We start from the raw sequence: 20,098 nt of genomic DNA on the forward strand, positions 1-20,098 counted from the left end.
GCCCCTTGCTTGCCCAACCGAGGGTCGCCCGCGTGCTGTCGCACGCCGTGTTCGTCGTCCGGGAGCGCGGCCGGTGTTGGCCGCGCCCCGGTTGCTTGTCCGACCTGACTTGAGCTGGAGAGAGGTGAGCTGTCATGTCCGTGAGCATCGCCGCCGCCGTGCGGATTACGACCAAGAGCAGCGCCGTGTGGCGTGACTGCGGCCGGTGTGGCCGCCTCGCTCCGCTGGCCCCCGATGAGCGTCGGTGCCGGTCTTGCCGGCAGCCGTCGCGCTCTCGCCGTACCGGAAGGAACCGCACGAAGTGAACCCCGAACTGGACGGCCCGACCGCCGCCGACCTGGCCGCGATCGAGGCGGAGTGGCCGCTGATCGCGGCCGAACTGGACTTGGTCGACGCAGAGATTGCCCATATCTACGCCACCGACCGCGGTGGTCCGACCGTGCTGGACTGGCGGCGCGTGCGTCGGGCCGAGGCCCGAGTCACCCGGACCGCCGTGGAGCTGGGCGGCCGGGCGACAACCCGCGTTGACGTGGGTCGCGCGGCCTGATGGCCCGCACCCGCGCCGCGTTCTACGACCCAGATGGCGTCCGTTACGGCCTCCCTACCTTCTGGTGGAGGGGTGCCCCGCCCGGTTACGCCACCCGGCGCCAACTGCGTGCCGCCGGGCTGCGTCCTGGTGGTCAGCCGATTGCCGGCCAGGTCATGTGGCGCGGTGTTGGCGGTGACCGCGTCGCCTACCTGTACCGGGTCGACCTGGCCCGGCCGAAGCGCACCGCCACCCCGGCCCAGCGCGCCGCGGTCGACAAGGCGCTACGGGCTCGCCGTACCTGCTCGACCTGCGGCGAAGTCCGTTGGTACTACATCCCGCGCTCGCTCGGCGAGTGCCTCGATTGCGCCCCCTGACCGAAGGAGTTCCAGAGCAATGACCGAACGTAAGAGCCGGCGGGCCGTGTTCGCCGAACTGCTGCTGCTGGCCAACCCGACCAGCATGCGAGTGTTCAGCGACGGCAAGCACCTGAGCATCGACTTCGACTCCATCGCCGATCTGAAGTCCTGGCTGTTCCTGGCCGGACTCAACTCGGACGACCTGCTGTCCGGCGAGCACTCTCACACCGACGACGACGGCCGCCCCTACCGTCGGATGAACGCCTACCCGACCTGGCACGGCTGGGAGATCTACGCCTCGGCCCGCGACTACACCGACCCCGGCCCGCTCGGCACCGACACGGTAGACAAGTTGGCCGCCGTAGCGGGTGCCTGACATGGCCGCCACCCGCCGCCGGTTGTTGCCGGGCTGCGGCCTGCCGGCCGGCATCCGAGTGCAGGCGTACCAGCGTGGCCTGCTCGGTTACCAGTACCCCGCCCACACCATCTACGCCTGCCCGGACTGCGCCGACGCGTTCGACGTGATCTTTCGGCGTAACGGCCGGGTGGTCCGGTCCGAGGTGCCGCCGGTCAAGCGGTGCGGCACCGGGTTCGGCTGTTCCCGGCCGCGTGGACAGACATGGATTGAACTTCACCCCCGGGAGTCCTGATGACTACTCCAACCCTGAGTGCCTACCCGCCCGCCATCGAGGATCTGATGCCGGCCGCCCGCGAGTTGGCGGAACGGCTGGGCACGTTGCCGTCGCAGCGTCGAATCAAGGCCGAGTTCCACGTCGGTCGTGACAAGGCCAACGCGATCCTTGACGGCCTTCGGGTGGACCTGGCCCCGCCCGCCGCGCCGGTCGCGGTGCCCACCGTCGAGCCCACCCCGGACGCACCGGACTCGGTCGCGGCCCCGGCGTCGGATGACGGGATCACCCTGGTTCCGGAGATCACCACCGACCGGCCGACGCCGGAAGTATCCGCGCTGCCCACACCCGTCGTAGAACCGCTTCCGAAGATCGTCACAGATGCGGCCGAGGTGGTTCCGGCCGGTGGCGAGCAGGCCCGTCGCCGGTCGATCCCGGGCCGCGTCTGGGCCTACATCGGGGTTGCGCTGGGCGGGGTGGTGTCGATCGCGGCGAACGTCGCGCACACCTATCTGCCGAAGCCGCCGCCGGGTGCACCCGATGGCTGGACCGCCCCTGTCGACTGGTCCCCGCCGCTGCTGGCGGTGGCGTTCTCCGTGTTCTGGCCGATCGCGTTGTTCGTCGCGGTCGAGATCCTGACCCGCATCACGTGGGGTGACGGGTTCTGGTCGATGGTCGTGCGGGTCGTCGGTGTCCTGCCGGTCGCCCTGGTCGCCGCCGTCGTGTCGTACCGGCACCTGTCCGGCCTGCTCGACCACTTCGGCGAAGACGACCTGACCGTAGCGATCGGCCCGCTGGCCATCGACGGACTCATGGTCATGGCCTCGGCCGCCCTGATGGCCACCAACCGCAAGCGCACCAAGACCTCCTAACCCCACCCCACAGCACACCCCAACACCCGCCTCCGCACCACAACCGACTCCGGAAGGAACCCTCGTGAAGCGCACCGACCCGAACCCGTACCGCTACTTCGTCACCTTCGCCGCCCCGGGTGGCCTGATCGGCAACAGCGAGATCCGTCTCCACTACCCGATTCGCAGTCAGGAGGACATCAACGTCATCGGCCAGATGTTGGCCGAGTCCGGCTACCACAACGCCGTCGTGACCGGCTGGCAGCGCTTCGAGACGGTCCCGGTACCGAGCGGCTGTAGCCCCGCCCGGCGGCACGGCCCTGTGGCCTCGCAAACCCGTGCCGTGCCGCCGGCCGCCCGAACCCCCATATGGAAGGAGTAGGCGCCTGTGATGGTGCCAGAACCCATCGCGGCCAGTCTCGCCCAGACCCGCGGCGAGTTGGCGCGTGTCGACGCCAAGGCCGGCATCCTCCTCGCCATCTCCGGTACCGCGCTGACGGTCGGGTTGGCGGTCGTGACCCGCGCCGACCTGCCCACCCTCGCCGCACTCGCCGGCTGGGTGACCGTTGCCGTGATCGGTGCGGCGGTCGCGCTGCTGACCCTCGCGGTACGGCCGTCGCTGGCCGGTAACCACGGCTTCGTCTACTACGCCACCTGCGAACCCGGTGACGTGCTGGCCGACACGGTCAAGGCAACGGACCTGACCGAAGGCGTCCGCGCCGCCCGTGAACTGGTGTGGCTCAGCCGCGCCGCCCTGACCAAGTTCCGCCGCGTCCAGGTCGCGGTCGATCTGCTGCTGTCCGGCCTGGCAGGCACCGCCGCCACCGCCGTCCTGACCGCTGTCTCCACCTACTGAGCATCCCCTGATCAGGAGGTCTTTCATGCGTGCTGATGTTTTCGATGTGTCGCGGGTGGGCGGCCGGATCGGTGACCGCCCCGAACGCCACCCCAACCCCGACCCGATCCCGGTAGCCGCGGACCGTAACGGAACGCGGGTGGCGGTCGTCGGTGGCCTAGCCGTGGGCATGCCGCTGCTGGTCTTCGGCGCCGGCTACGCGGTGGCCCGCTGGTCGCCGCCGCTGGTCGGTCTGCTGCTGGTCGCCGTCGCCTTGCTGGTCGGGCTGATCGCAGCGGCGGTGGCGCGGGCTGGTCGGGAAACGACGCCGTGACCACGGCAACCGTGACGCCCGACGTCGACCAGCCGCCCCCGGTCGAGCCGGACCAACCCGACACCGAGGCGGCGCCGGCCGTCGATCCCCTCGACGCGTCCACTGAGGACATTGCCGGGGGCGGGGGCATCTCTGAGAAAGACGACCAGGACACCGCCGACCAGGAACCGCAAGGCTTCCCCGGTGGGGCAGTGCTGGCGAGTCTGGCCGATGCCGCCGCCGTAACCGGTGGGGCGGTATGGGCCGGTGTCGGCGGGTGGGGCGTCGCTGCGATCGCCGCGGGCGCCGCCGCCGCTGCGGCCGGTCACGCCCTGTCGTCCCGGGCCGAAGCCGCCCGCAAGAAGCGCTCGGCAGGCGGCGGGCGGCCCGCGGCCAGCCGACCGAATTCCGGCCGTGGACTAACCACGGGCGGCCGGGGCACTGGCGCGGGTCGCCGGCCGGCTGGCGCGGGCGCCTCGGGCGCCGGAACCGGGCGGGGCGCCGGTCGGGGTGGGCTGTTGGGTCGAGCCGCCGACGCGATGGGCGGCAAGAGCCGCAAGTCCAAGTCCGATAAGGGTGGCCGGTCAAAGACCGGTGGCGCCGGTGCGGGTCGCCGCCCAGGTGGCTGGCTCGCCGCCGCTGGCAAGGGCCTGGCCTGGCCGGGCGGCAAGACCAACGGCGGGGGCAAGAGCAAGAGCGACAAGACCAAGGGCGGCGGCAAGTCCGGCGGTGGTGGAACGAAGCGGCGGGGTGCTGACTGGTTGCGGCTGGCCAAGTCCGCGGGCAAGGCCATCACCAACGCCGGAAAGAACGCCACGACCGGCGGTAAGCCCGCCGGGAAGCCGCCTGTCGACAAGAGCAAGTCCAGCGGCAAGGACCAGGGCACGCCGCGTCCCGACAAGCGCTCCCGGACCGGCGCGGACCCACGCGGCACGGCCGCGAAGGTGGCTGACGCGATACGTGCCCTGCCGAACGCGGCTGAGGCGATTCGGCAGGCAGACGCCAACCGGGCACGCCGCAACGACCGTGCCGCGATCGGCTCTGGCGGCAGCAACGGCGCTGCCGCCGGTGGTAGGAGTTCCGGCCCGAAAGGCGGGCCGGCCAGTAGTGGAGGTGCACGGATGGGGCAGTTCCCCCTTCCCGGCGCGGCCAGCGAGTTTCGGGCCGCCGCGTCCCGGTACGAGCCGGATGACATGTACGAGTTCGGTCAGCACCTACAGCAGATGCCCGCGGCGATGATGGACATCGCCGAGGGCTTGAAGGCCATGGCGCTGCGGGCGCACTCCGAGCGCCCGGTAGACCCGCGGGTGATCGAGGCCCTGGCCGCGCTGTATCAGGTGCAGGTGGCCACGATCGCCGCCGCCGAAACGATCCCCGCGATTTTCAACCGTGTTCACGAGCGTGACCTGGCGCGTAAGCAGGCGCCGCGGACGAACGAGACGGAGTGGAACGTCTGATGACGTCGAAGCCATCGGTGGGGCCGGCTCCGGCCGGCCCCGCCCCCGCTTTCCCCGCAACCCCCAACCCGGCCCCCGAAGCGCTTACGAAGGTGGCGCGGCCCCGGTCGAAGGGCTGGGTTGCCTACGCCCTGTCGACGTGGCACTGGCGCCACCCGCACCCGGCGTGGGCTGCGGCCAACGCCGCCGGGGCCACCCTCGGCGCGACCGCGATCGCCGCCGCCGCCGGGATTCCCGGCCCGTTCGCCGCGATCGGCGGCGCCCTCGGCGCCGCGGGTGCGGTCGCGTCGGGCATGGTCGAGAACCAGCCGGGTCGGCGGCTGGTGTGGCGCGGCTGCTGCTGGTTCATCCCCGGCATGTGGTCGTGCACGACCCTGATGGCCGACGCGGTGTGGTCGCCGTGGGCACTCGGCGCCCTCGCCGCCGGCACGGCCGGAGCCGCGACCGCCGCCACGGCGATCAAGGCCACCCGCAAGCGGCGCGCAACCGCTGAAGCGGCGCGGGCCGCCGCCGCGGACGCCGACGCCCGCCGGAACCGCCTCGCCGCGATCTGGGAAGCCCGGATCGCGCGAGTGACCTCGGTCAAGGCCACCATCCGCAACCTGTCGACCTGGCCCACCCGTACCGGCTTCACCCTCGATGCGGACCTGCCGCCGGGTGGGGCGACGTGGCGCGACATCGCCCGGCACACCGATGGCCTGGCCACCGACGCCCGCCTCCCACACGGCTGTGAGGTCACCGTCGAGCCGGGCCACAACCGCGGCGCCGTCCTACTCCACGTCTCCGTCGTCAACGCCCTGGAGCAGGACTACTACCTCGACGACTACACCCCACTGTCGATCAACAACCCGCTGTCCATGGGCCGCCTCCGCAACGGCGAGTCCGCGGACATCAACCTGCGGTACGCATGCGGCGTGCTGGTCGGACAGACCGACAGCGGCAAGACCAACCAACTCCAGACCATCAACACGCAGCTCGTCCGCTGCATGGACGCGATCGTCTGGCAGATCGACCTCGCCGGGGGCGGCCTGTCCCGCCCGTGGGTAACCCCCTACATCGAAGGACGGGCGCCGCGGCCGGCCGTGGACTGGGTAGCCACGGACATCGGCGAGGCGGAACTGATGTGCAAGGCCGCGATCGAGATCATCAACGGCCGCAAGCCGGCCTACCGGGACCGGATGCGGGCCGCGAACGACGACAAGATCCCGGTCGGTGCGGACGTGCCGGAAATCGTGATCGTGGTGGACGAGATCAAGACCGTGCCGCCGCACGTGGTCAACATGCTCGCCCAGATCTCCGACACCGGCCGCGCCGCCGGGGTCCGCACCCTGTGCTGCGCCCTGCGGGCCACCGACGACTACCTGCCCATCGCCATCAAAGAACAGGCGCGGGTGCGGATCGGGATGCGGGTCAGTGAGGAGAAGGAACTCAACTACCTGTACGGGTGGAAGTACAACATCGACACCGAAGCCGCCCCCTACCAGGGCTGCGGCTTCGTCCTGTCGGGCAAGCCGGGCGAGGCGGCACCGCTGCCGTTCAAGGGCTACCGCACCGACCCCGGCCGCATCGACGCCGCCGCCGTCGCCACCGCCGGATGGCGCCCCGACCTCGACCCCATCAGTCAGGACCTGGCGGACAAGGTCGCCGTCCGCGGCTCCCGCGCTTACACCGACCGATGGGCACGGGTGATGCCGAAGCTGTTCACCGACGACATCACCATCCCCGCCCAGAAGCGACCCGCACCCACCCACACCCCGCCGACCAGCACGACCCCGGCCAGCAACGCGGCGCCGGCCGTGGGCGGGGATGCCGAGGACCTGTTCGCACCGATCCCCGGGGACACCGTCGCCGCCGCCCTCCAGCGGCTCACCGACATCACCGGACGAAGCGCCACCGAACTCGGCATCACCACGACCGCGACCGCGGTCGCGGACGACCCGGCACCCGAACTCCTCACCCGCGCCCTGGCCGTCACCGAGGCGGCGGGCGGGCGCATCCACAGCGGCCCACTGGCCGAGCAACTCGGCATCGACGTCGCGGAACTCGGCACGGAACTCGGCCGCATCCTGCGCGACGTAGGCGTCGAGCGACACAACGCCAGCGGCCGGGTACGGGTCGGAGAGACGTCCAAACCCGGATACCTGGCCGACACGCTCCGTGAAGCCGTCGACGCCTACCGGGCCGGCAAGCAGGCCGCCTGACCCCTGCCACAAACCCGTGTGGGAGTCCCACGACACCGCCTGGCACAACCGTGGGACTCCCACACCGCGTACCACCCCCCGTGCCACCCGATGACCTGCATGTGTCACCCGTGCCACTCCCACAACCAACAGGGGGGTTCCGGCCCGTTTCCCGGCCGGAACCCCCCTTGCCTGGCACGCCTGGCACACCTCCCACACGCCCCCACGCTGGCCGCTGGTCGGCGCGATCCCGCACACCCATCCACGGTTACCCACCGTCACGAAGGAGGCTTGCGTGACTCCGCTCGGACGCCACTCGATCACCGCCGCCGCCCTCGCCCTGGCCGCCACCGGCGGCTACCTGACCGCCCGCCGCACCCTGACCGCGCAGATCACCGCCGCCCGCCATGACGCCACCCACGACTCGCTCACCGGGGCCTACAACCGGGCCGGCCTGACCGCCGCGGCGCCCGACCTGATCGCCGCCGCCGGGCGGGCACGCCGGCCGGTCGTGGTCGCGCTGGTTGACCTGGTCGGCTTCAAGGCAGTCAACGACAGGCACGGCCACGACGCCGGGGACCACATCCTCACCACCGTCGCCGGACGCCTGGCCGGCATCGCCGGACCCGCCGGGATCGCCGCGCGTCTCGGTGGTGACGAATTCGCGCTAGTCACTACCGGTCCGGCGGCACGGCTGGCCGACGCCGAACGCTGGTTGGCCGGCTGGCTGCCGCACATTCACGGCCGGCTCACCACCCCGGTCACCTGGCACCACGGCGACCCCCTGGCGGTCGGGGCGACCATCGGCGCGACCCTCGCCACCACCGACCAGCCCCTCAGCGCGTGGCTGACCGCCGCCGACCGCGCCATGTACGCCGCCCGCGACCAGCGCACCACCACCGCCACCGCCGCACCGACCATCCCGCCCGCCGTCCGGCGGCGGGAGATGGCCCGACCCACCAGCCGACTGGCCACCGCCTACCCCCGGGCCGCGTGATGGCCCGGCCGGCAACCATCGGCCAAACCCTCACCCACGCCGCCGCCTACATCGAACGGCACGGCTGGACCCGCGACCACCGGCTCTACGACGCCCACGACAACTGCCAGCGCAACTGCCCGGTCCACCGAAGCGGCATGTACCCCGCCTCGATCATCGGCGCCATCCGGGCCGCCCTGGTCGGTCGGCCGAAGTGGTTCATGACCAGCACCCCGCCCGGCATGACCGAGGCATACGCGGCGACCCTCGATCACCTCAACCACCACCTGACCAGCTACGGCGCCGCGCGAATGCGCGCCCCGGTCATCCCCTGGTCACACGCCCCCGGCCGCACCCCGGCACAGGTCACCACCGCGCTACGCGCCGCCGCCACCACCGCACCCCGCGCCCCGTTCACCGGCCCCGCCGGGCTGGCACCGGTCGTCCCGCTCCAATCACGAACAAGCCGATCGGACCGACCTTCGGCCGGGCTGTTCAACCTGCCCGACACCGCCTGACCTCCCGGCCGTCCGGAACGGAGAACCCATGCCTGACCTGCTCGCCGCCGCCCTCGCCTACGCCGAACAGGGGTGGCCGGTATTCATGCTCGGCCGGTCGAAACGACCGGTCGCCAACTGCCGCAACTGCCCACCCGACCAACCCGACCACGACCGCGAAGCCTGCCCCTGCCTGACCTGCCACAACTTCTACGCCGCCACCACCGACCCCGACCGGATCGCCGCGATCATCGCCGCCGTCCCATACGGCCAACTCGCCCTGCGTACCGGGGCCGCATCGGGAACCGTGGTCGTCGACGTCGACCCCGCCCACGGCGGCGCAACGACCCTCGCTGGCTTGATCCGCGACGGCCTGTGCCCCCGCACAGCGCGAGTCCTTACCGGCTCCGGCGGATTGCACCTGTACTACCGCCACCCCGGACACCACGTGCAGTGCAGCCAGGGCAAACCCGGCCAGGGCTTGGGACCGGGCATCGACGTCAAAGCCGATGGCGGATACGTCGTCCTGCCCCCATCGATCCACCCCCGCACCGGACGCCCCTATCAGTGCGTCGCGGGCTGGGACATGCAGGAGATGCCCCCGCCCCTGATCGCAGCGTGCAACCGGCCCGCACCCGCCGCCTCGGTGACCGCCCCGACCAGCCCGACACCGACACAACGGGCGGGGGGCATCTCCCACCCCGCCCGACTACTCGCCGTCCTACTCGACCGGGTCACCGAGGCGCCGGAAGGCACCCGCCGAACCACCCTCTACGGCGCCGCCCGAGGCGTCGCCCGGATGGTCACCGCCGCCGCCATCGACAAGGACGACGGGATCGCGGTACTGACCGACGCCGGACGCCGGGCGGGCCAGTCCGACCGCGACATCCGCGCCGCGATCATCGGCGCGTTCCGGGCCGAAGGAGTTGCCGTATGACGACGAAGCCGCGTCACCGCTGGCAGCGCCGCGACCCCCACAACGCCCACTGCATCACGTGCGGCATCTGGGCACAGAAGCGACCCCATCCGTACAGCCGCCGCTGGTGGACCGAATGGCGCCTGCCAGACGGCACCTACCGCGACAACTACAACGGCGGCCCAACCCCACCCTGCCAGGTCGACACCGAGGGGGCACCGGCGTGAACCGCGACAACCGGGGTTGTCGCCCCGCGCACCAGCTCGACACCGCCGCCGGCCACGTCACCGACATCGCCGCCCGCGTCGCCACGGCCCGAACCCCGTCCGAAGCCCTCACCGCCCTCACCGAACTGGAAGCCGCCTGCCGGCAGGCACGCGAGTGGATCGCCGTTGACCTGGTCTTGGTCGGCGGGTGGTCGTACGCCGACATCGGTCGGGTGCTGGGCGTGTCGCGGCAGGCGGCGTGCAAGGCATACGCCGACCCCGTCAACCAACGTATGCGCCGCACCGTTCGTGGCCGTGACGACCACATCGTGATCGTCCCGTGCGGACACGCGAAACGCGACCACCCCACGGCGGCCGGGGACATGTACACCGGCAGCTACCACCAGGCATGCCGCCGCGCCGCCAACGCCATCGGCGGGCAGACGTTCATCCTGTCCGCCCGCCACGGCTTCCTGCACCCGGCTACCCGAGTCGAGCCGTACGACCTGCGGATGGGCCAACCCGGCGCCGTCACCGTGCCCGCACTGCGCGCCCAAGCGCGTGCGTTGGGAATCGACACCGCCGGAACCGTCACCGTGCTCGCCGGCCGCGACTACGCCGACCCCGTCACCGCCATCTGGCCCCACGCCCACCGACCACTCGACAACGCCCGAGGAATCGGCCAGCAAATGGCACGGCTGGCCGAGCTGGCGCGCACACCGACAGCCCCGGTTGTCACCCATACCCAAGGAGCCGCCGAATGACGACCCCACCCGACAGCGACCAGCCCGTAGACGGCGCGGCGATCCTCGATCAGCTTTACGCCTGCCTGACCAGGTACGTGATCCTGCCCAGCGCGGAAGCGGTTGATGCCGTGGTGTTGTGGGTCGCCGCGACGCACGCCCAACCTGCGTGGGCGCACGCGCCCCGGCTGGTCATCCGGGCGCCGGAGAAGCGGTGCGGCAAGTCGCGGCTGCTCGACGTGGTCGAAGCGACCTGCTTCGCGCCACTGATCACCGTCAACGCGAGTCCGGCGGCGGTGTATCGGGCCATCGGCACCGACGACCCGCCCACGTTGCTGGTCGATGAGGCGGACACGATTTTCGGCGCCGCCGCCGAGGGCAACGAGGACCTACGCGGCCTGCTCAACGCGGGGCACCAGCGCAACCGGCCCGCGTTGCGCTGGGACAACAGCACCCACAGCCTGGAAAAGATCCCCACCTTCTCCATGGCCGCCCTCGCCGGCATCGGCGCCATGCCCGACACCATCGAAGACCGCGCCGTCGTCATCCGCATGCGCCGCCGCGCCCCCGGCGAAAAGGTGGCGCCGTACCGGCACCGCCGCGACAGCCCCGCCCTACGCACCGTTGCCCGCCAACTCACCACCTGGCTACGCGCCAACCTGCGTGAACTGGAAGCCGCCGAACCGGCCATGCCGGTCGAAGACCGGGCCGCGGACACCTGGGAACCCCTGGTAGCCGTAGCCGACCTGGCCGGCGGTGACTGGCCCGAACGAGCACGCCGCGCCTGCGGAACGCTGACCGCGGAGCGGGACGGAGCGACAGTGCCATCCGATCGGATCCGGCTACTGGTCGACTGCCGCACTGCGTTCCAGACCGCCGGGGTAATCGACAACCAGGGCCGCCCCGCGATCCCCAGCAGCGTCCTGCTCGACAAGCTGTGCACCGACCCCGAAGCGCCATGGGCCGAGTACGGCAAGAGCGGCACCGGTCTGACCGCGATGAAGCTCGGCCAACTGCTGGCTGAGTACGAGATCACATCGGCGAACATTCGGTTCGGGGCGCCGTATGGGCAGGTCAAGGGCTACCACGAAGCCGACTTCACTGACGCGTGGAACCGGTATTGCTCCGCTCCTGACACCGACCCGGTGGGGGAGCCGTCCCAGCCGTCCCAGCCGTCCCCGCCCAGCTCAACCTCGGGACGGGTCATACCCCTGGGACGGCTCAAGCCGTCCCACACCGACCAACCCCACATCACCGCTGGGACGGCTTAAGCCGTCCCAGCCACCAAGCCGTCCCGGCCCTGACCAGGCGTGGGACGGCTGGGACGGCTGGGACGGCTACCCCCCACCCCACTAACCGCCAACCGCGCCCCAAACCGGCCCGCTGAGAACGCCGTAGACCAAATGACCCATGCCGCCATACCGGCAACCCCGGGATCTTGCCCCTAGGGCGCTCTCAGCGGGCCGCTCACAGCCCGACCACCGACCCAACCTGGCCGCCCACAACCAACCCGCCAACCGCACCCGAAAGGCCACCAGCGTGCGAATCAGGCTCCACGGCACCGAAGCCGAGATAGCCGCCGCCCTGACCGCACTCACCAAAATCTTCAACATCCGCTACATCAGCCGTCGCCACCCCGACCGCGCACCCTCCACCTTGGAACGGATCTACCTCGACGCTGCACCCCGCGCTAGCAAGGAGGCTCGTCAGTGAAGCCGCACGACCTGAAACTCCGGCGCGACAAGACCAACGGCCAGTCTGCGCTGCTTCACCGGCCGGCGGAGGTTGCCAAGATACTTCGCTGTTCGGAATGGTGGGTGAAGGAGCAGGCGCGAAAGGAGCGCATTCCGTTTGCCTGGATTGGTGGGAGCTATCGATTCACCGATGAGCACATAGTGGAGATAGTTCGCCTCTTCGAGAGGCGGCCCGCTAGCGGCGCCTTGCCGAGTCGAGAAGCTTCGGTACCGGGTCCCAATCGATCAGAAAGTAGCTCGCCGCCGCCGGCCCAACTGAGGGCGCGTCGACCGCGCCGGTCGCGCAATGTTGATGGGCGATCGTCTCTAGCGGCCTAGTCGATTTCGTGTGCCGCCCGACGGCTTGTCGGGCGGCACCGCTATTTCGTAAGGAGATTGGTTTGGGGTATGCCGAAAAGCGCGGTAACTACTGGCGCGGTCGGTACAAGCTAGAACCTGGAAAGTACGGAACGGTCAGCAATGACGACGGCGAGACGATCCGTTATCGCACCAAGCGTGAAGCGGAACGCGCGGCCAACGAGGCAGAGGCCAAGGTGCGCGACGGTCGGCGACCCAACCGCGTTGAATCTCGGATAACCTTCGGGCAGTACGTGAGCCGGTGGTATGCGGCTCAGGACTTGGCTGCGTCCACCTTGCAGAACTACAAGCGGCATATCGAGGAACACTTGCTGCCCACGTTCGAGAACTCCGCGATTGCCGACATCAGCGCTATGGACGTCGCAGCTTGGGACAAGGCAGAGCGGGCGCTCGGCTATGCCGAGTCGAGTATCAAGACATGGCGTGCGACCCTTCACCTCATCCTCGCTGACGCGGTAGAAGAAGAGCTTCGGGACTCCAACCCTGCCGCTCGTCGCCGTGGCCGAGGTAAGCGCGCCGGCCGATCCCGCAATCGCGGTCCAGAGAAGGCGGTGACGGACTCGCTTGGAATCCTGTTGCTTGCCGAGCGAGCCGCACTTCTATCAGGCCGCGACGACGAATTCGTAGCGGTGGTTCTCAAGGGGTATACGGGGATGCGTTGGGGAGAGCTTGTTGGGCTAGAAACTCAATATGTACGTTCTGTCGGCTTGCGGGTCGAGTGGCAGCTCTACGAACTCGACACGGGCGAACTGCACCGGTGTCCACCCAAGGACGACTCCCACCGCACAATCGACCTACCGCCCTGGCTCTTCGGCTTAGTCTCGGATCACATCGCTCGCACTCGACCGACCGCATGTCCCTGCCACGGGCTCAAATACGTGTTCGGTGGCTACCGGGCCGCCAACGGTGCGGCGCGACGACCGGGACCGAAGCTGGCCGACGTTGCACGCCGCGCGGCGGTTTCGATCGGGACCGCTTCCGCCGTCTTGAACCGCCCGGATACGGTACCCGAGACGACGTGCACCAAGGTTCAGGCTGCGGCGACTGACCTCGGCTACGTCCGGGGAAATGGCGCGTCCGGAGAACTCGCGGCCCACTGGCGGCGCAATAGCTTCGCCACCTGGCTGTTCCACCCGGCGGCGACAGGTTGGTATCCGAAGAAGGCACCGCAGGATGCGCGTCCGGTACCGGTGCTTGCTGACCCGTGGCCCGGCGTGCCCGTACGTGGGCGCAACGGTGCCGGCCGCGCTGATTCCTGCTGGCTGCCGGTCGCGCCCCGCCTGACGCCCCATGGCCTCAGGCATACCCACAAGACGGCCATGGTCGAGCTAGGTACCCCGCCACCTCTGATGGACGACCGGATGGGGCACGAAGACGGTTCAGTGCAGGCTCGCTACTCGCACGTCACGACTGAGATGCGACAGCGGCTCATGGCGGGGCTGACCGGCCTATGGGAAGCATCACTCTCAACCCGTCGGGAGATGGCTCTCGGCTCGCCCGTGGCGGTGCTCGACCGACTGTTGAAGGGCCGCGCGTAGGGCCGACTGGGAGACGCTTTTCCAAGATCTTCTCCCAGATTTCTCCCAAGGACATTCGGGAGAGACGAGTCAGGGCCGGTTTCCGTGGAGGAAACCGGCCCTGAACTGGCCTTGCCTTGGTCGGGGTGGCCGGATTTGAACCGACGACCTCTTCGTCCCGAAGGAATGATCACGGAGTTTCGACCTGCTTACGCATGGGCGCCTACCTGCGGAAACGGTCCGTCAAGGTCCGTGGATGTCCACCGCATGACGCTGCCGTTGTCCCTCACTTCGTCACCCGCAACGGCGGCAACCCCTCGCTTGTAAGCTCTGCGGGATCCGTCCGTGCACGTCTCTGACGTCGGCGCTAATCCGGCGCTCTCCACCTCCGACCATCCCCGTCCAGCCCTGTTGCTGTCGACAGCAGTAGGGGGCTGCTTGGCGCCTCCGGGATTCACCCTCGCGTCCCAAGCGAGTAACGTGACCGTCATGTCCAGCCCAGCGCTCGCCGATCACCATGCGTCGATCACAGCGGACTTAGCCGATCACGGGTACGCGGTCGTTGACGACTGCGACACCGAGACGGCCGAACACATTGCCCGACAGCTGGGCTCAGTAAGGACTGACTGGCAGACACTGATTCCAAAACCGGAAGATGCAGCCCAACCGTGGACCCTTTCCCAACGTTATGGATTGGGTCAGTTCCCGTGGCACATAGACGGGGCTGTTTCATCTACGCCGCCGAGACTATTCGTACTACATTGCTCGACAATGTCAGATGCTGTGGAACCGACAGAACTCCTTGACTTCGCGCATGAAACCAGTCGTCCCATAGCGCGCCTGTTGTCCAAGGTGGTCCTACAGGCAAAAGATCGAATGGGTCGAACTAAATACCTTCCGGCCATTCTGTATTCAGACGGTAAGCCCATGCTGCGCTGGGACCCAAGAACCTGCAAGGTCGCACGTCGCGAATGGCAGCAGGTTGCGGAAATTATCGAGGCGACTCCACCGACTTCTGACGTGGCTTGGCAGCCAGGTCGCGTCGCATTTATTGACAACAGGAGAAACCTTCACCGTCGCCCTCCAATCAAGGCGGCCGGAACCCGTAAGCTGAGACGACTCTACGTTTATTAGAACAAGGAACATCGCATGTGGGACTACGAAGATTTCGTCGCCAAGGCCAAGCTTTACTTCAATCGTGCAGCCAATCATAACGAAGACGACGACGAGTTCGCGCTATGGCTCCTGCTTGGCCTTGAATTCCTCCTTCGGGCCCCGCTCTCGCAGATACACCCCTCACTGATAGCGGCATCTGAGGGAAACAGCCTTCTGCACGCGGTAGGAATCACCAAGGCAGATGCCCACCCTCGATCAATCACGACGAGGACCGTAGTGGATCGTCTCAAGTTCGTTATCGAAGGCTTCGGGGACGATCGGCAGCGTGACGCCATATTCCTGGCCAACCTGCGCAATCAGGAACTGCATTCCGCCGATGCCGCTCTGGCCAATATTCCAGAGGAGCAATGGCTACCCCGATTCCTGGCGGTCGTCAATTCACTTTGTGAGCATCTCAAAATGCCTGTCTCCGACGTCCTAGATGCCGACATCGTTGCCCACGCCGAGAGGCTAAGTATCGAAGTAGATCGTGCAGTTCAGCGCGCCGTGCGCACGTTGATCGAGAACTCCAAGTACATGTATGAGCATCTAACAGAACCGGAGCGAGAAGCTCGGATCAGGGCTGCAACACACACGCCCACTGGCTACAAGCGGGTCATACCTCACGCAGTCGCATGCCCTGCCTGCGGCAACGAAACGCCACTTCAGCTAACTCCTGGCCGCACGACAAAGAGCAAATACGACGAGGACAACGGCGAGATAGTGCATAGCGTCATACATCTCGCAACTGGCCTCTCATGCAACATCTGCGGCCTGGTCCTAGATGACACCGCAAAGGTCATTGCAGCTGGAATTCCACGACTGCGCACCATCGAGTACTCTGAGGATCGCTACGAAGGCTGGGAAGACAATGTAGACACAAGCGCACTGTATGGTGGTGAAGATTATGGCGACGAATAATTGATTCGACGCCTATGCAACTAAACTCAAAAGGGGATCGCCGCCAAAATGTTCCCCATATTTACCTTAAGCACATAGTCCACTTGCCCTTGGGTCCTCAACAGCAAGCACCGTTTCGAAAGAGAAGCCTTCTTGCCATCCCGTCTGCCGTCGGCCCGCCCACCGTGGGAGCGGGCCGCCGTCCCGGCCCGCCATGACAAGCGGACCTTGACGGCTCGTACGGACGCTGGCGGGTCGGGGTGGTGGTCTGCTCGGCTTGCCCGGGTCGATGGCGGGCGGGATGGCACCACCGCAACCACCCATGGACCGCGCCCCGCCGACGGCGGCCGGGGCATCCCGGAGCCCGAGCGCCCCCGCCGGAGGCGCAGTAACCGCAACCCCGTACGGCCCGGCCCCGCTCGTCGACGCCGGCCGGGTCGTCGGGCGCGTCGGCCTGGTCCCGGTCGTGGCCGGCTGCCGGCCGGCGCACCCCAACCGCTCGGAAACCTGGTGCCGTCGTCGCGGCCCGGTTGGGCTTTTCGCTTCCGCGCCAGCCGTCGGGCGTGTTGCGTGGCCGGAGTCGGAGCGCCAGCGAAGCGACGGACGCGCGCCCAGACGGCGGCGCGTGCGGCCCGTCTCGGGCCGCCTTGAAGACGTACAGAAACTTTGCACGTCTCCGGACCGGCAGCCGGCCCCTCTGCTGGTCATACCGCTGAGGCGTCGCGGCGTCGCACCACCTGATTGATGAGCTTCGCCGCGCTGACCGGAGGAGTCTCGGACGTGTCGATTGTCAGGTTGACGGTGGTGATCGACTCAGTCTCGTCCCATGCCCTGAGTCGGGCCCAACTGTCGCCAGTCTGCCTTTGGACGATTCGGCGTTCGGCTACGTCTCGGGGGCAGGTGAGAGCGACCACCGTCCACCGCACGTTAGGAAATGCCTGCCGTACTGCGTCGATTGCCTCGACTTGGCCGAGGTGCAGAACCGGGATTCCCTCTCCAAGCTCCTGACGAACGCCAGGGGCGTCGACAACGTACGTCGCCTCATACCGCCGGTTCTCCCACACCACCTCGCCTGCGGATCGAAGCTCCGCTAGCTCTTTCAGGGTGGTCATCCGGTAGCCCTCGGTACGTCCAGGGCCGACCTTCAAACGTCGGAACTGTCGGTACCGGTGGTCGAGCTTGCGCAGAGCTGCGGTTACCGTGTCCTTCCCTGATGCCGGCGGACCATAAAGGATTACGCCTTGCATCAGTGGAGTTCCAACCCCATCAGTGACTTTGCCAGTGCTTCGGCTTGGTCCTGCAACGGCTTGGCTGATACGCAGTTGTCAATGACGGTGTGTTCGATCGCCGGCCGAAAGTTTGTATCAATGCGACTGAGGTAGCCTGGCCAATCAGTGAGCTTTACCGCATCTCGTGCCGCTCCACGCCTACGCAGATAGAGATTCATCGTGTCCGGGTCACAGTACACCCAGACCACGCTTAGCGTGGCTCCCAGACTTGCAAACCGCGCTCTCGTTCGGTCCAACCACTGCGGGTCTTGAAACTCGGCAATGAAGGGAGCGGTCACTATGACGCTGTTGCCGCATTGCACGTTTTCTTCCGCCGCACTACTCAGTGCCTCGTACTCCCGAGGTCGAACACGCCTTAGGTAGACATCTGACTCCCGGTCATGCGGCGACTGTCCCAGGATCTCCAACGCGGCTTCGACGACGGGCCGAGTCAACGTGTCCTTGTCGAGCATCGGCCATCCAGTTGCGCGGGCGAGGATTCGGCCCAGCTCGGTCTTGCCGCTCCCTGCGTACCCACCGATTAGCGCCACACGGGGCCTCGGTAGGCGCACCGGGCCACGGCGCGCCTGGTTCGGCGCGCGCACAACTCGCTTTGAACGGGACCTGCTCTCAATGAAGCCTTCCGCCTCCAGCAACTTCATCGCTGAGGTGATGGTGAAGGCGCTGGTGCTCCACTCAGCTGCCATCTCACGACTCGACGGCAGTACGTCGCCGTCCCGCCTGATGCCGGCCGCAATCTCGTTGCGGATATGCCGGGCGATCTGCTGATGCACGGACTCGCCCCGGACCAGCCTGGGGCGCGACGACGCTGGGTCAGTTTTTTCGGTAGAGGCGTCCACTACCAGAGCCTACCAGTCACCTAACAGGTGAACTTTGGGCATCACTGCACGTCAGGCGGCAGTTTCAGATGGTGAGCACCTACCAGTTGCTATGTGAGCCAATCAACTGTTAGGTTCATCGCATCGAGCAGTCGTCCGCAGGGGACGCGCTCAGACGCAGGAGGTAGCTCGTGAAGCTGTACGTGGACACGACCGGCAAGCAGGTCACGGTGTCGAAGGGCACCGAGCCGAAGAACGACCAGAACGGTAACCAGCGTTCCGAGAAGGGGACGGGCCGGCTGATGTGGGCGACCCAGGTCTTCGTGCTCGACGAGACCGGGGGCGAGGTCATCACCATCACCACGGCGGGTGAGAAGCCGAACGTGACGGTGGGGCAGCTCGTCTCCGTCGAGCAGTTGGAGGCCATTCCGTGGGCGACCAACGGGCGTAACGGCGTCGCGTTCCGTGCGGTGTCGCTGAAGCCGATGTCGGGTGCTTCGGGCAAGTAGCAAGTCCTTCGCACATCTCGTGCTGCACATTGCCGCATGTGTCCGTGGCATCTGACAGCGACCTGAACCGTCGCTGACCGATCGATCAACCGCATGCCAGTCCGGGAACGTTGCTGGTTCCCATGTTTCCGGCCTGGTGACCACGTCCGGTGGTCACACCCCGTTCACGGCGCGGGGTCGGTACTGGCTCCCTTACCTGCCGGCCCCGTGCCTTTCACTTTTTCCAGCCCCTTTGTTGGGAGGACTCGTCATGTCCGTTTCCGCGCTGGTTTTCGCCGTTGTCGCTGCGACTCTGTACGCCGGGCATCAGCTCGCTGACCACGTTCTCGGTCAGAGTGACGCCCAGGCGTCGAACAAGGCCGCTTCGGGTTGGGGTGGCTGGCGCCACCTGCTCGGCCACGTCGGCGCGTACCACCTGGTCCTCGTCGTGATGATGGTCATCACCGTCGTGGTCCTGGACCTTCCGGTCACCGTGGTCGGCATGGTCGCCGGCCTGTCGTTCTCGGCGGTCACGCACGCCGTGTTGGACCGGCGTTGGCCGGTTCGCTGGATTCTCCAGCACACCGGATCGGCGGACTTCGCTGACCGGCAGTCCCCGATCTGCGGGATGTACCTGGCCGATCAGGCCCTGCACTACGGATGCCTGTGGGTGTCCGCGCTGCTGATCGCAGCTCTGTGAACCCGATGAAGAAATGAAGCACGGGGTCGGTACTGGCTCCCATACCTGCCGACCCCGCGCTTTCCAACCCCATCCAGCCCTTTTCAGGGAGGACGTGTCATGTCCAAGTCTACCCGTCCGTTCGGACGCAAGTCGTCCCCGACTGTGACCGTCATCGAAGCGAAGGTGCAGCGCTCTTCTGCGCGGAACGCCCGTATCGCGTTCGTGGTCACCGCCCTGGTCGTCGCTCTGCTGTCGGCCACCATCGCCGCGGAATCGTGGCACGCGATCCTCGCCGGCCTGTTCGGCATCGTCTGCGGCCTGCTGGCCGGCTTCGTTGTCGGCACCCTGGTCCGCGTCTGGCCGGTCATCCGGCTCATCTGGTGGTGGCTACCGGAGATCACCGCCGGCTTCGGTCTCGTCTACGGCTGGGTCGCACTGACCACCCACACCAGCCTCCTCGTCACCCTCGCGGTGATGGCCGTCGTCATCGGTGTCCCGGCCGCCATCGGCCCGGTACGCCGTTTCCTGACCGACTGGGTCTGGTGCCTGATCGTGCGGCACCGGCTTCGGGTCTGCTTCTCGCAGTTCATCATCGCCAACCAGTCCGGCACCCTGCCGCTGATCCTGCTCGCCCGTCCGACCCCGGTCGG

General features: G+C 68.0%; 25 protein-coding genes and 1 pseudogene. 24 read left to right on the forward strand and 2 right to left on the reverse strand.

Annotated elements, in window-relative coordinates; all coding sequences use genetic code 11:
• Positions 1-301: 301 nt before the first annotated feature.
• The 21 genes from AB0M79_RS22075 to AB0M79_RS22175 all read left to right on the forward strand — a co-directional run bounded on the left by AB0M79_RS22075 (position 302) and on the right by AB0M79_RS22175 (position 16,192).
• Positions 302-547, forward strand: coding sequence for a DUF6284 family protein (locus AB0M79_RS22075; protein ID WP_364216755.1), 246 nt, complete (start codon positions 302-304; stop codon positions 545-547).
• Positions 547-903: an RRQRL motif-containing zinc-binding protein gene (locus tag AB0M79_RS22080; RefSeq protein ID WP_364216670.1), complete on the forward strand. Its 357-nt coding sequence runs from the start codon at positions 547-549 to the stop codon at positions 901-903. The genes AB0M79_RS22075 and AB0M79_RS22080 overlap by 1 nt, the downstream gene beginning before the upstream one ends.
• 19 nt (positions 904-922) lie before the next feature.
• Complete coding sequence (locus AB0M79_RS22085; protein WP_364216673.1) at positions 923-1,261, forward strand: hypothetical protein; 339 nt, start codon at positions 923-925, stop codon at positions 1,259-1,261.
• A 1-nt stretch (position 1,262) separates the two neighbouring features.
• The gene (locus AB0M79_RS22090; protein ID WP_364216676.1) at positions 1,263-1,535 is read left to right on the forward strand and encodes a hypothetical protein; all 273 of its coding nucleotides are present in this window, start codon (positions 1,263-1,265) and stop codon (positions 1,533-1,535) included.
• The gene (locus AB0M79_RS22095; RefSeq protein WP_364216679.1) at positions 1,535-2,386 is read left to right on the forward strand and encodes a DUF2637 domain-containing protein; all 852 of its coding nucleotides are present in this window, start codon (positions 1,535-1,537) and stop codon (positions 2,384-2,386) included. The genes AB0M79_RS22090 and AB0M79_RS22095 overlap by 1 nt, the downstream gene beginning before the upstream one ends.
• 64 nt (positions 2,387-2,450) lie before the next feature.
• Positions 2,451-2,747, forward strand: a complete 297-nt coding sequence (locus AB0M79_RS22100; RefSeq protein ID WP_364216682.1) for a hypothetical protein — start codon at positions 2,451-2,453, stop codon at positions 2,745-2,747.
• Between the two features lie 9 nt (positions 2,748-2,756).
• On the forward strand, positions 2,757-3,221 hold the full coding sequence (locus AB0M79_RS22105) for a Pycsar system effector family protein (protein ID WP_364216685.1): 465 nt from the start codon (positions 2,757-2,759) through the stop codon (positions 3,219-3,221).
• 25 nt (positions 3,222-3,246) lie between these two features.
• Positions 3,247-3,534, forward strand: a complete 288-nt coding sequence (locus tag AB0M79_RS22110) for a hypothetical protein (RefSeq protein WP_364216688.1) — start codon at positions 3,247-3,249, stop codon at positions 3,532-3,534.
• Positions 3,531-4,970 carry a hypothetical protein gene (locus tag AB0M79_RS22115; protein ID WP_364216691.1) on the forward strand — a complete coding sequence of 480 codons (1,440 nt, stop codon included), beginning with the start codon at positions 3,531-3,533 and terminating at the stop codon, positions 4,968-4,970. The genes AB0M79_RS22110 and AB0M79_RS22115 overlap by 4 nt, the downstream gene beginning before the upstream one ends.
• The gene (locus tag AB0M79_RS22120) at positions 4,970-7,171 is read left to right on the forward strand and encodes a hypothetical protein (protein WP_364216694.1); all 2,202 of its coding nucleotides are present in this window, start codon (positions 4,970-4,972) and stop codon (positions 7,169-7,171) included. Before AB0M79_RS22115 ends, AB0M79_RS22120 begins: the two co-directional genes overlap by 1 nt.
• 274 nt (positions 7,172-7,445) lie before the next feature.
• Entirely contained in the window at positions 7,446-8,147 is a 702-nt protein-coding gene (locus AB0M79_RS22125; protein WP_364216697.1) for a GGDEF domain-containing protein, read from the forward strand.
• A complete protein-coding gene (locus tag AB0M79_RS22130; protein ID WP_364216758.1) occupies positions 8,147-8,644 on the forward strand; it encodes a hypothetical protein in 498 nt (165 codons plus the stop codon). The genes AB0M79_RS22125 and AB0M79_RS22130 overlap by 1 nt, the downstream gene beginning before the upstream one ends.
• A 28-nt stretch (positions 8,645-8,672) precedes the next feature.
• Positions 8,673-9,560: a bifunctional DNA primase/polymerase gene (locus AB0M79_RS22135; protein ID WP_364216700.1), complete on the forward strand. Its 888-nt coding sequence runs from the start codon at positions 8,673-8,675 to the stop codon at positions 9,558-9,560.
• Positions 9,557-9,766: a hypothetical protein gene (locus AB0M79_RS22140; protein WP_364216703.1), complete on the forward strand. Its 210-nt coding sequence runs from the start codon at positions 9,557-9,559 to the stop codon at positions 9,764-9,766. Before AB0M79_RS22135 ends, AB0M79_RS22140 begins: the two co-directional genes overlap by 4 nt.
• Positions 9,763-10,509 carry a DUF6884 domain-containing protein gene (locus tag AB0M79_RS22145; RefSeq protein ID WP_364216706.1) on the forward strand — a complete coding sequence of 249 codons (747 nt, stop codon included), beginning with the start codon at positions 9,763-9,765 and terminating at the stop codon, positions 10,507-10,509. Before AB0M79_RS22140 ends, AB0M79_RS22145 begins: the two co-directional genes overlap by 4 nt.
• A gap of 77 nt (positions 10,510-10,586) precedes the next feature.
• On the forward strand, positions 10,587-11,759 hold the full coding sequence (locus tag AB0M79_RS22150; protein WP_364216709.1) for a DUF3631 domain-containing protein: 1,173 nt from the start codon (positions 10,587-10,589) through the stop codon (positions 11,757-11,759).
• Between the two features lie 268 nt (positions 11,760-12,027).
• A complete protein-coding gene (locus AB0M79_RS22155) occupies positions 12,028-12,201 on the forward strand; it encodes a DUF3970 family protein (protein WP_364216712.1) in 174 nt (57 codons plus the stop codon).
• A complete protein-coding gene (locus AB0M79_RS22160; RefSeq protein WP_364216714.1) occupies positions 12,198-12,560 on the forward strand; it encodes a helix-turn-helix domain-containing protein in 363 nt (120 codons plus the stop codon). The genes AB0M79_RS22155 and AB0M79_RS22160 overlap by 4 nt, the downstream gene beginning before the upstream one ends.
• Positions 12,561-12,622: 62 nt before the next feature.
• Positions 12,623-14,137: a LacI family DNA-binding transcriptional regulator gene (locus tag AB0M79_RS22165; RefSeq protein WP_364216717.1), complete on the forward strand. Its 1,515-nt coding sequence runs from the start codon at positions 12,623-12,625 to the stop codon at positions 14,135-14,137.
• 906 nt (positions 14,138-15,043) lie between these two features.
• Complete coding sequence (locus tag AB0M79_RS22170) at positions 15,044-15,250, forward strand: TauD/TfdA family dioxygenase (protein ID WP_364216760.1); 207 nt, start codon at positions 15,044-15,046, stop codon at positions 15,248-15,250.
• A 15-nt stretch (positions 15,251-15,265) separates the two neighbouring features.
• A complete protein-coding gene (locus AB0M79_RS22175) occupies positions 15,266-16,192 on the forward strand; it encodes a hypothetical protein (protein ID WP_364216720.1) in 927 nt (308 codons plus the stop codon).
• A 683-nt stretch (positions 16,193-16,875) separates the two neighbouring features.
• Here the strand turns inward: AB0M79_RS22175 and AB0M79_RS22180 are convergent.
• Positions 16,876-17,283: a kinase gene (locus AB0M79_RS22180; RefSeq protein ID WP_364216723.1), complete on the reverse strand. Its 408-nt coding sequence runs from the start codon at positions 17,281-17,283 to the stop codon at positions 16,876-16,878.
• Between the two features lie 134 nt (positions 17,284-17,417).
• Positions 17,418-18,233: an AAA family ATPase gene (locus AB0M79_RS22185; protein ID WP_364216726.1), complete on the reverse strand. Its 816-nt coding sequence runs from the start codon at positions 18,231-18,233 to the stop codon at positions 17,418-17,420.
• A gap of 236 nt (positions 18,234-18,469) precedes the next feature.
• Here AB0M79_RS22185 and AB0M79_RS22190 point away from each other — a divergent pair, with 236 nt between their 5' ends.
• The 3 genes and pseudogenes from AB0M79_RS22190 to AB0M79_RS22200 all read left to right on the forward strand — a co-directional run.
• A complete protein-coding gene (locus AB0M79_RS22190; RefSeq protein ID WP_364216729.1) occupies positions 18,470-18,787 on the forward strand; it encodes a hypothetical protein in 318 nt (105 codons plus the stop codon).
• 136 nt (positions 18,788-18,923) lie between these two features.
• Positions 18,924-19,466 carry a DUF3307 domain-containing protein gene (locus tag AB0M79_RS22195; RefSeq protein ID WP_364216732.1) on the forward strand — a complete coding sequence of 181 codons (543 nt, stop codon included), beginning with the start codon at positions 18,924-18,926 and terminating at the stop codon, positions 19,464-19,466.
• 99 nt (positions 19,467-19,565) lie between these two features.
• A pseudogene (locus AB0M79_RS22200) lies at positions 19,566-20,098 on the forward strand (hypothetical protein); the annotation flags it as partial.

This window comes from Polymorphospora sp. NPDC051019, assembly GCF_040683055.1.
In the GTDB taxonomy this organism is placed as follows: Bacteria; Actinomycetota; Actinomycetes; order Mycobacteriales; family Micromonosporaceae; genus Polymorphospora; species Polymorphospora lycopeni.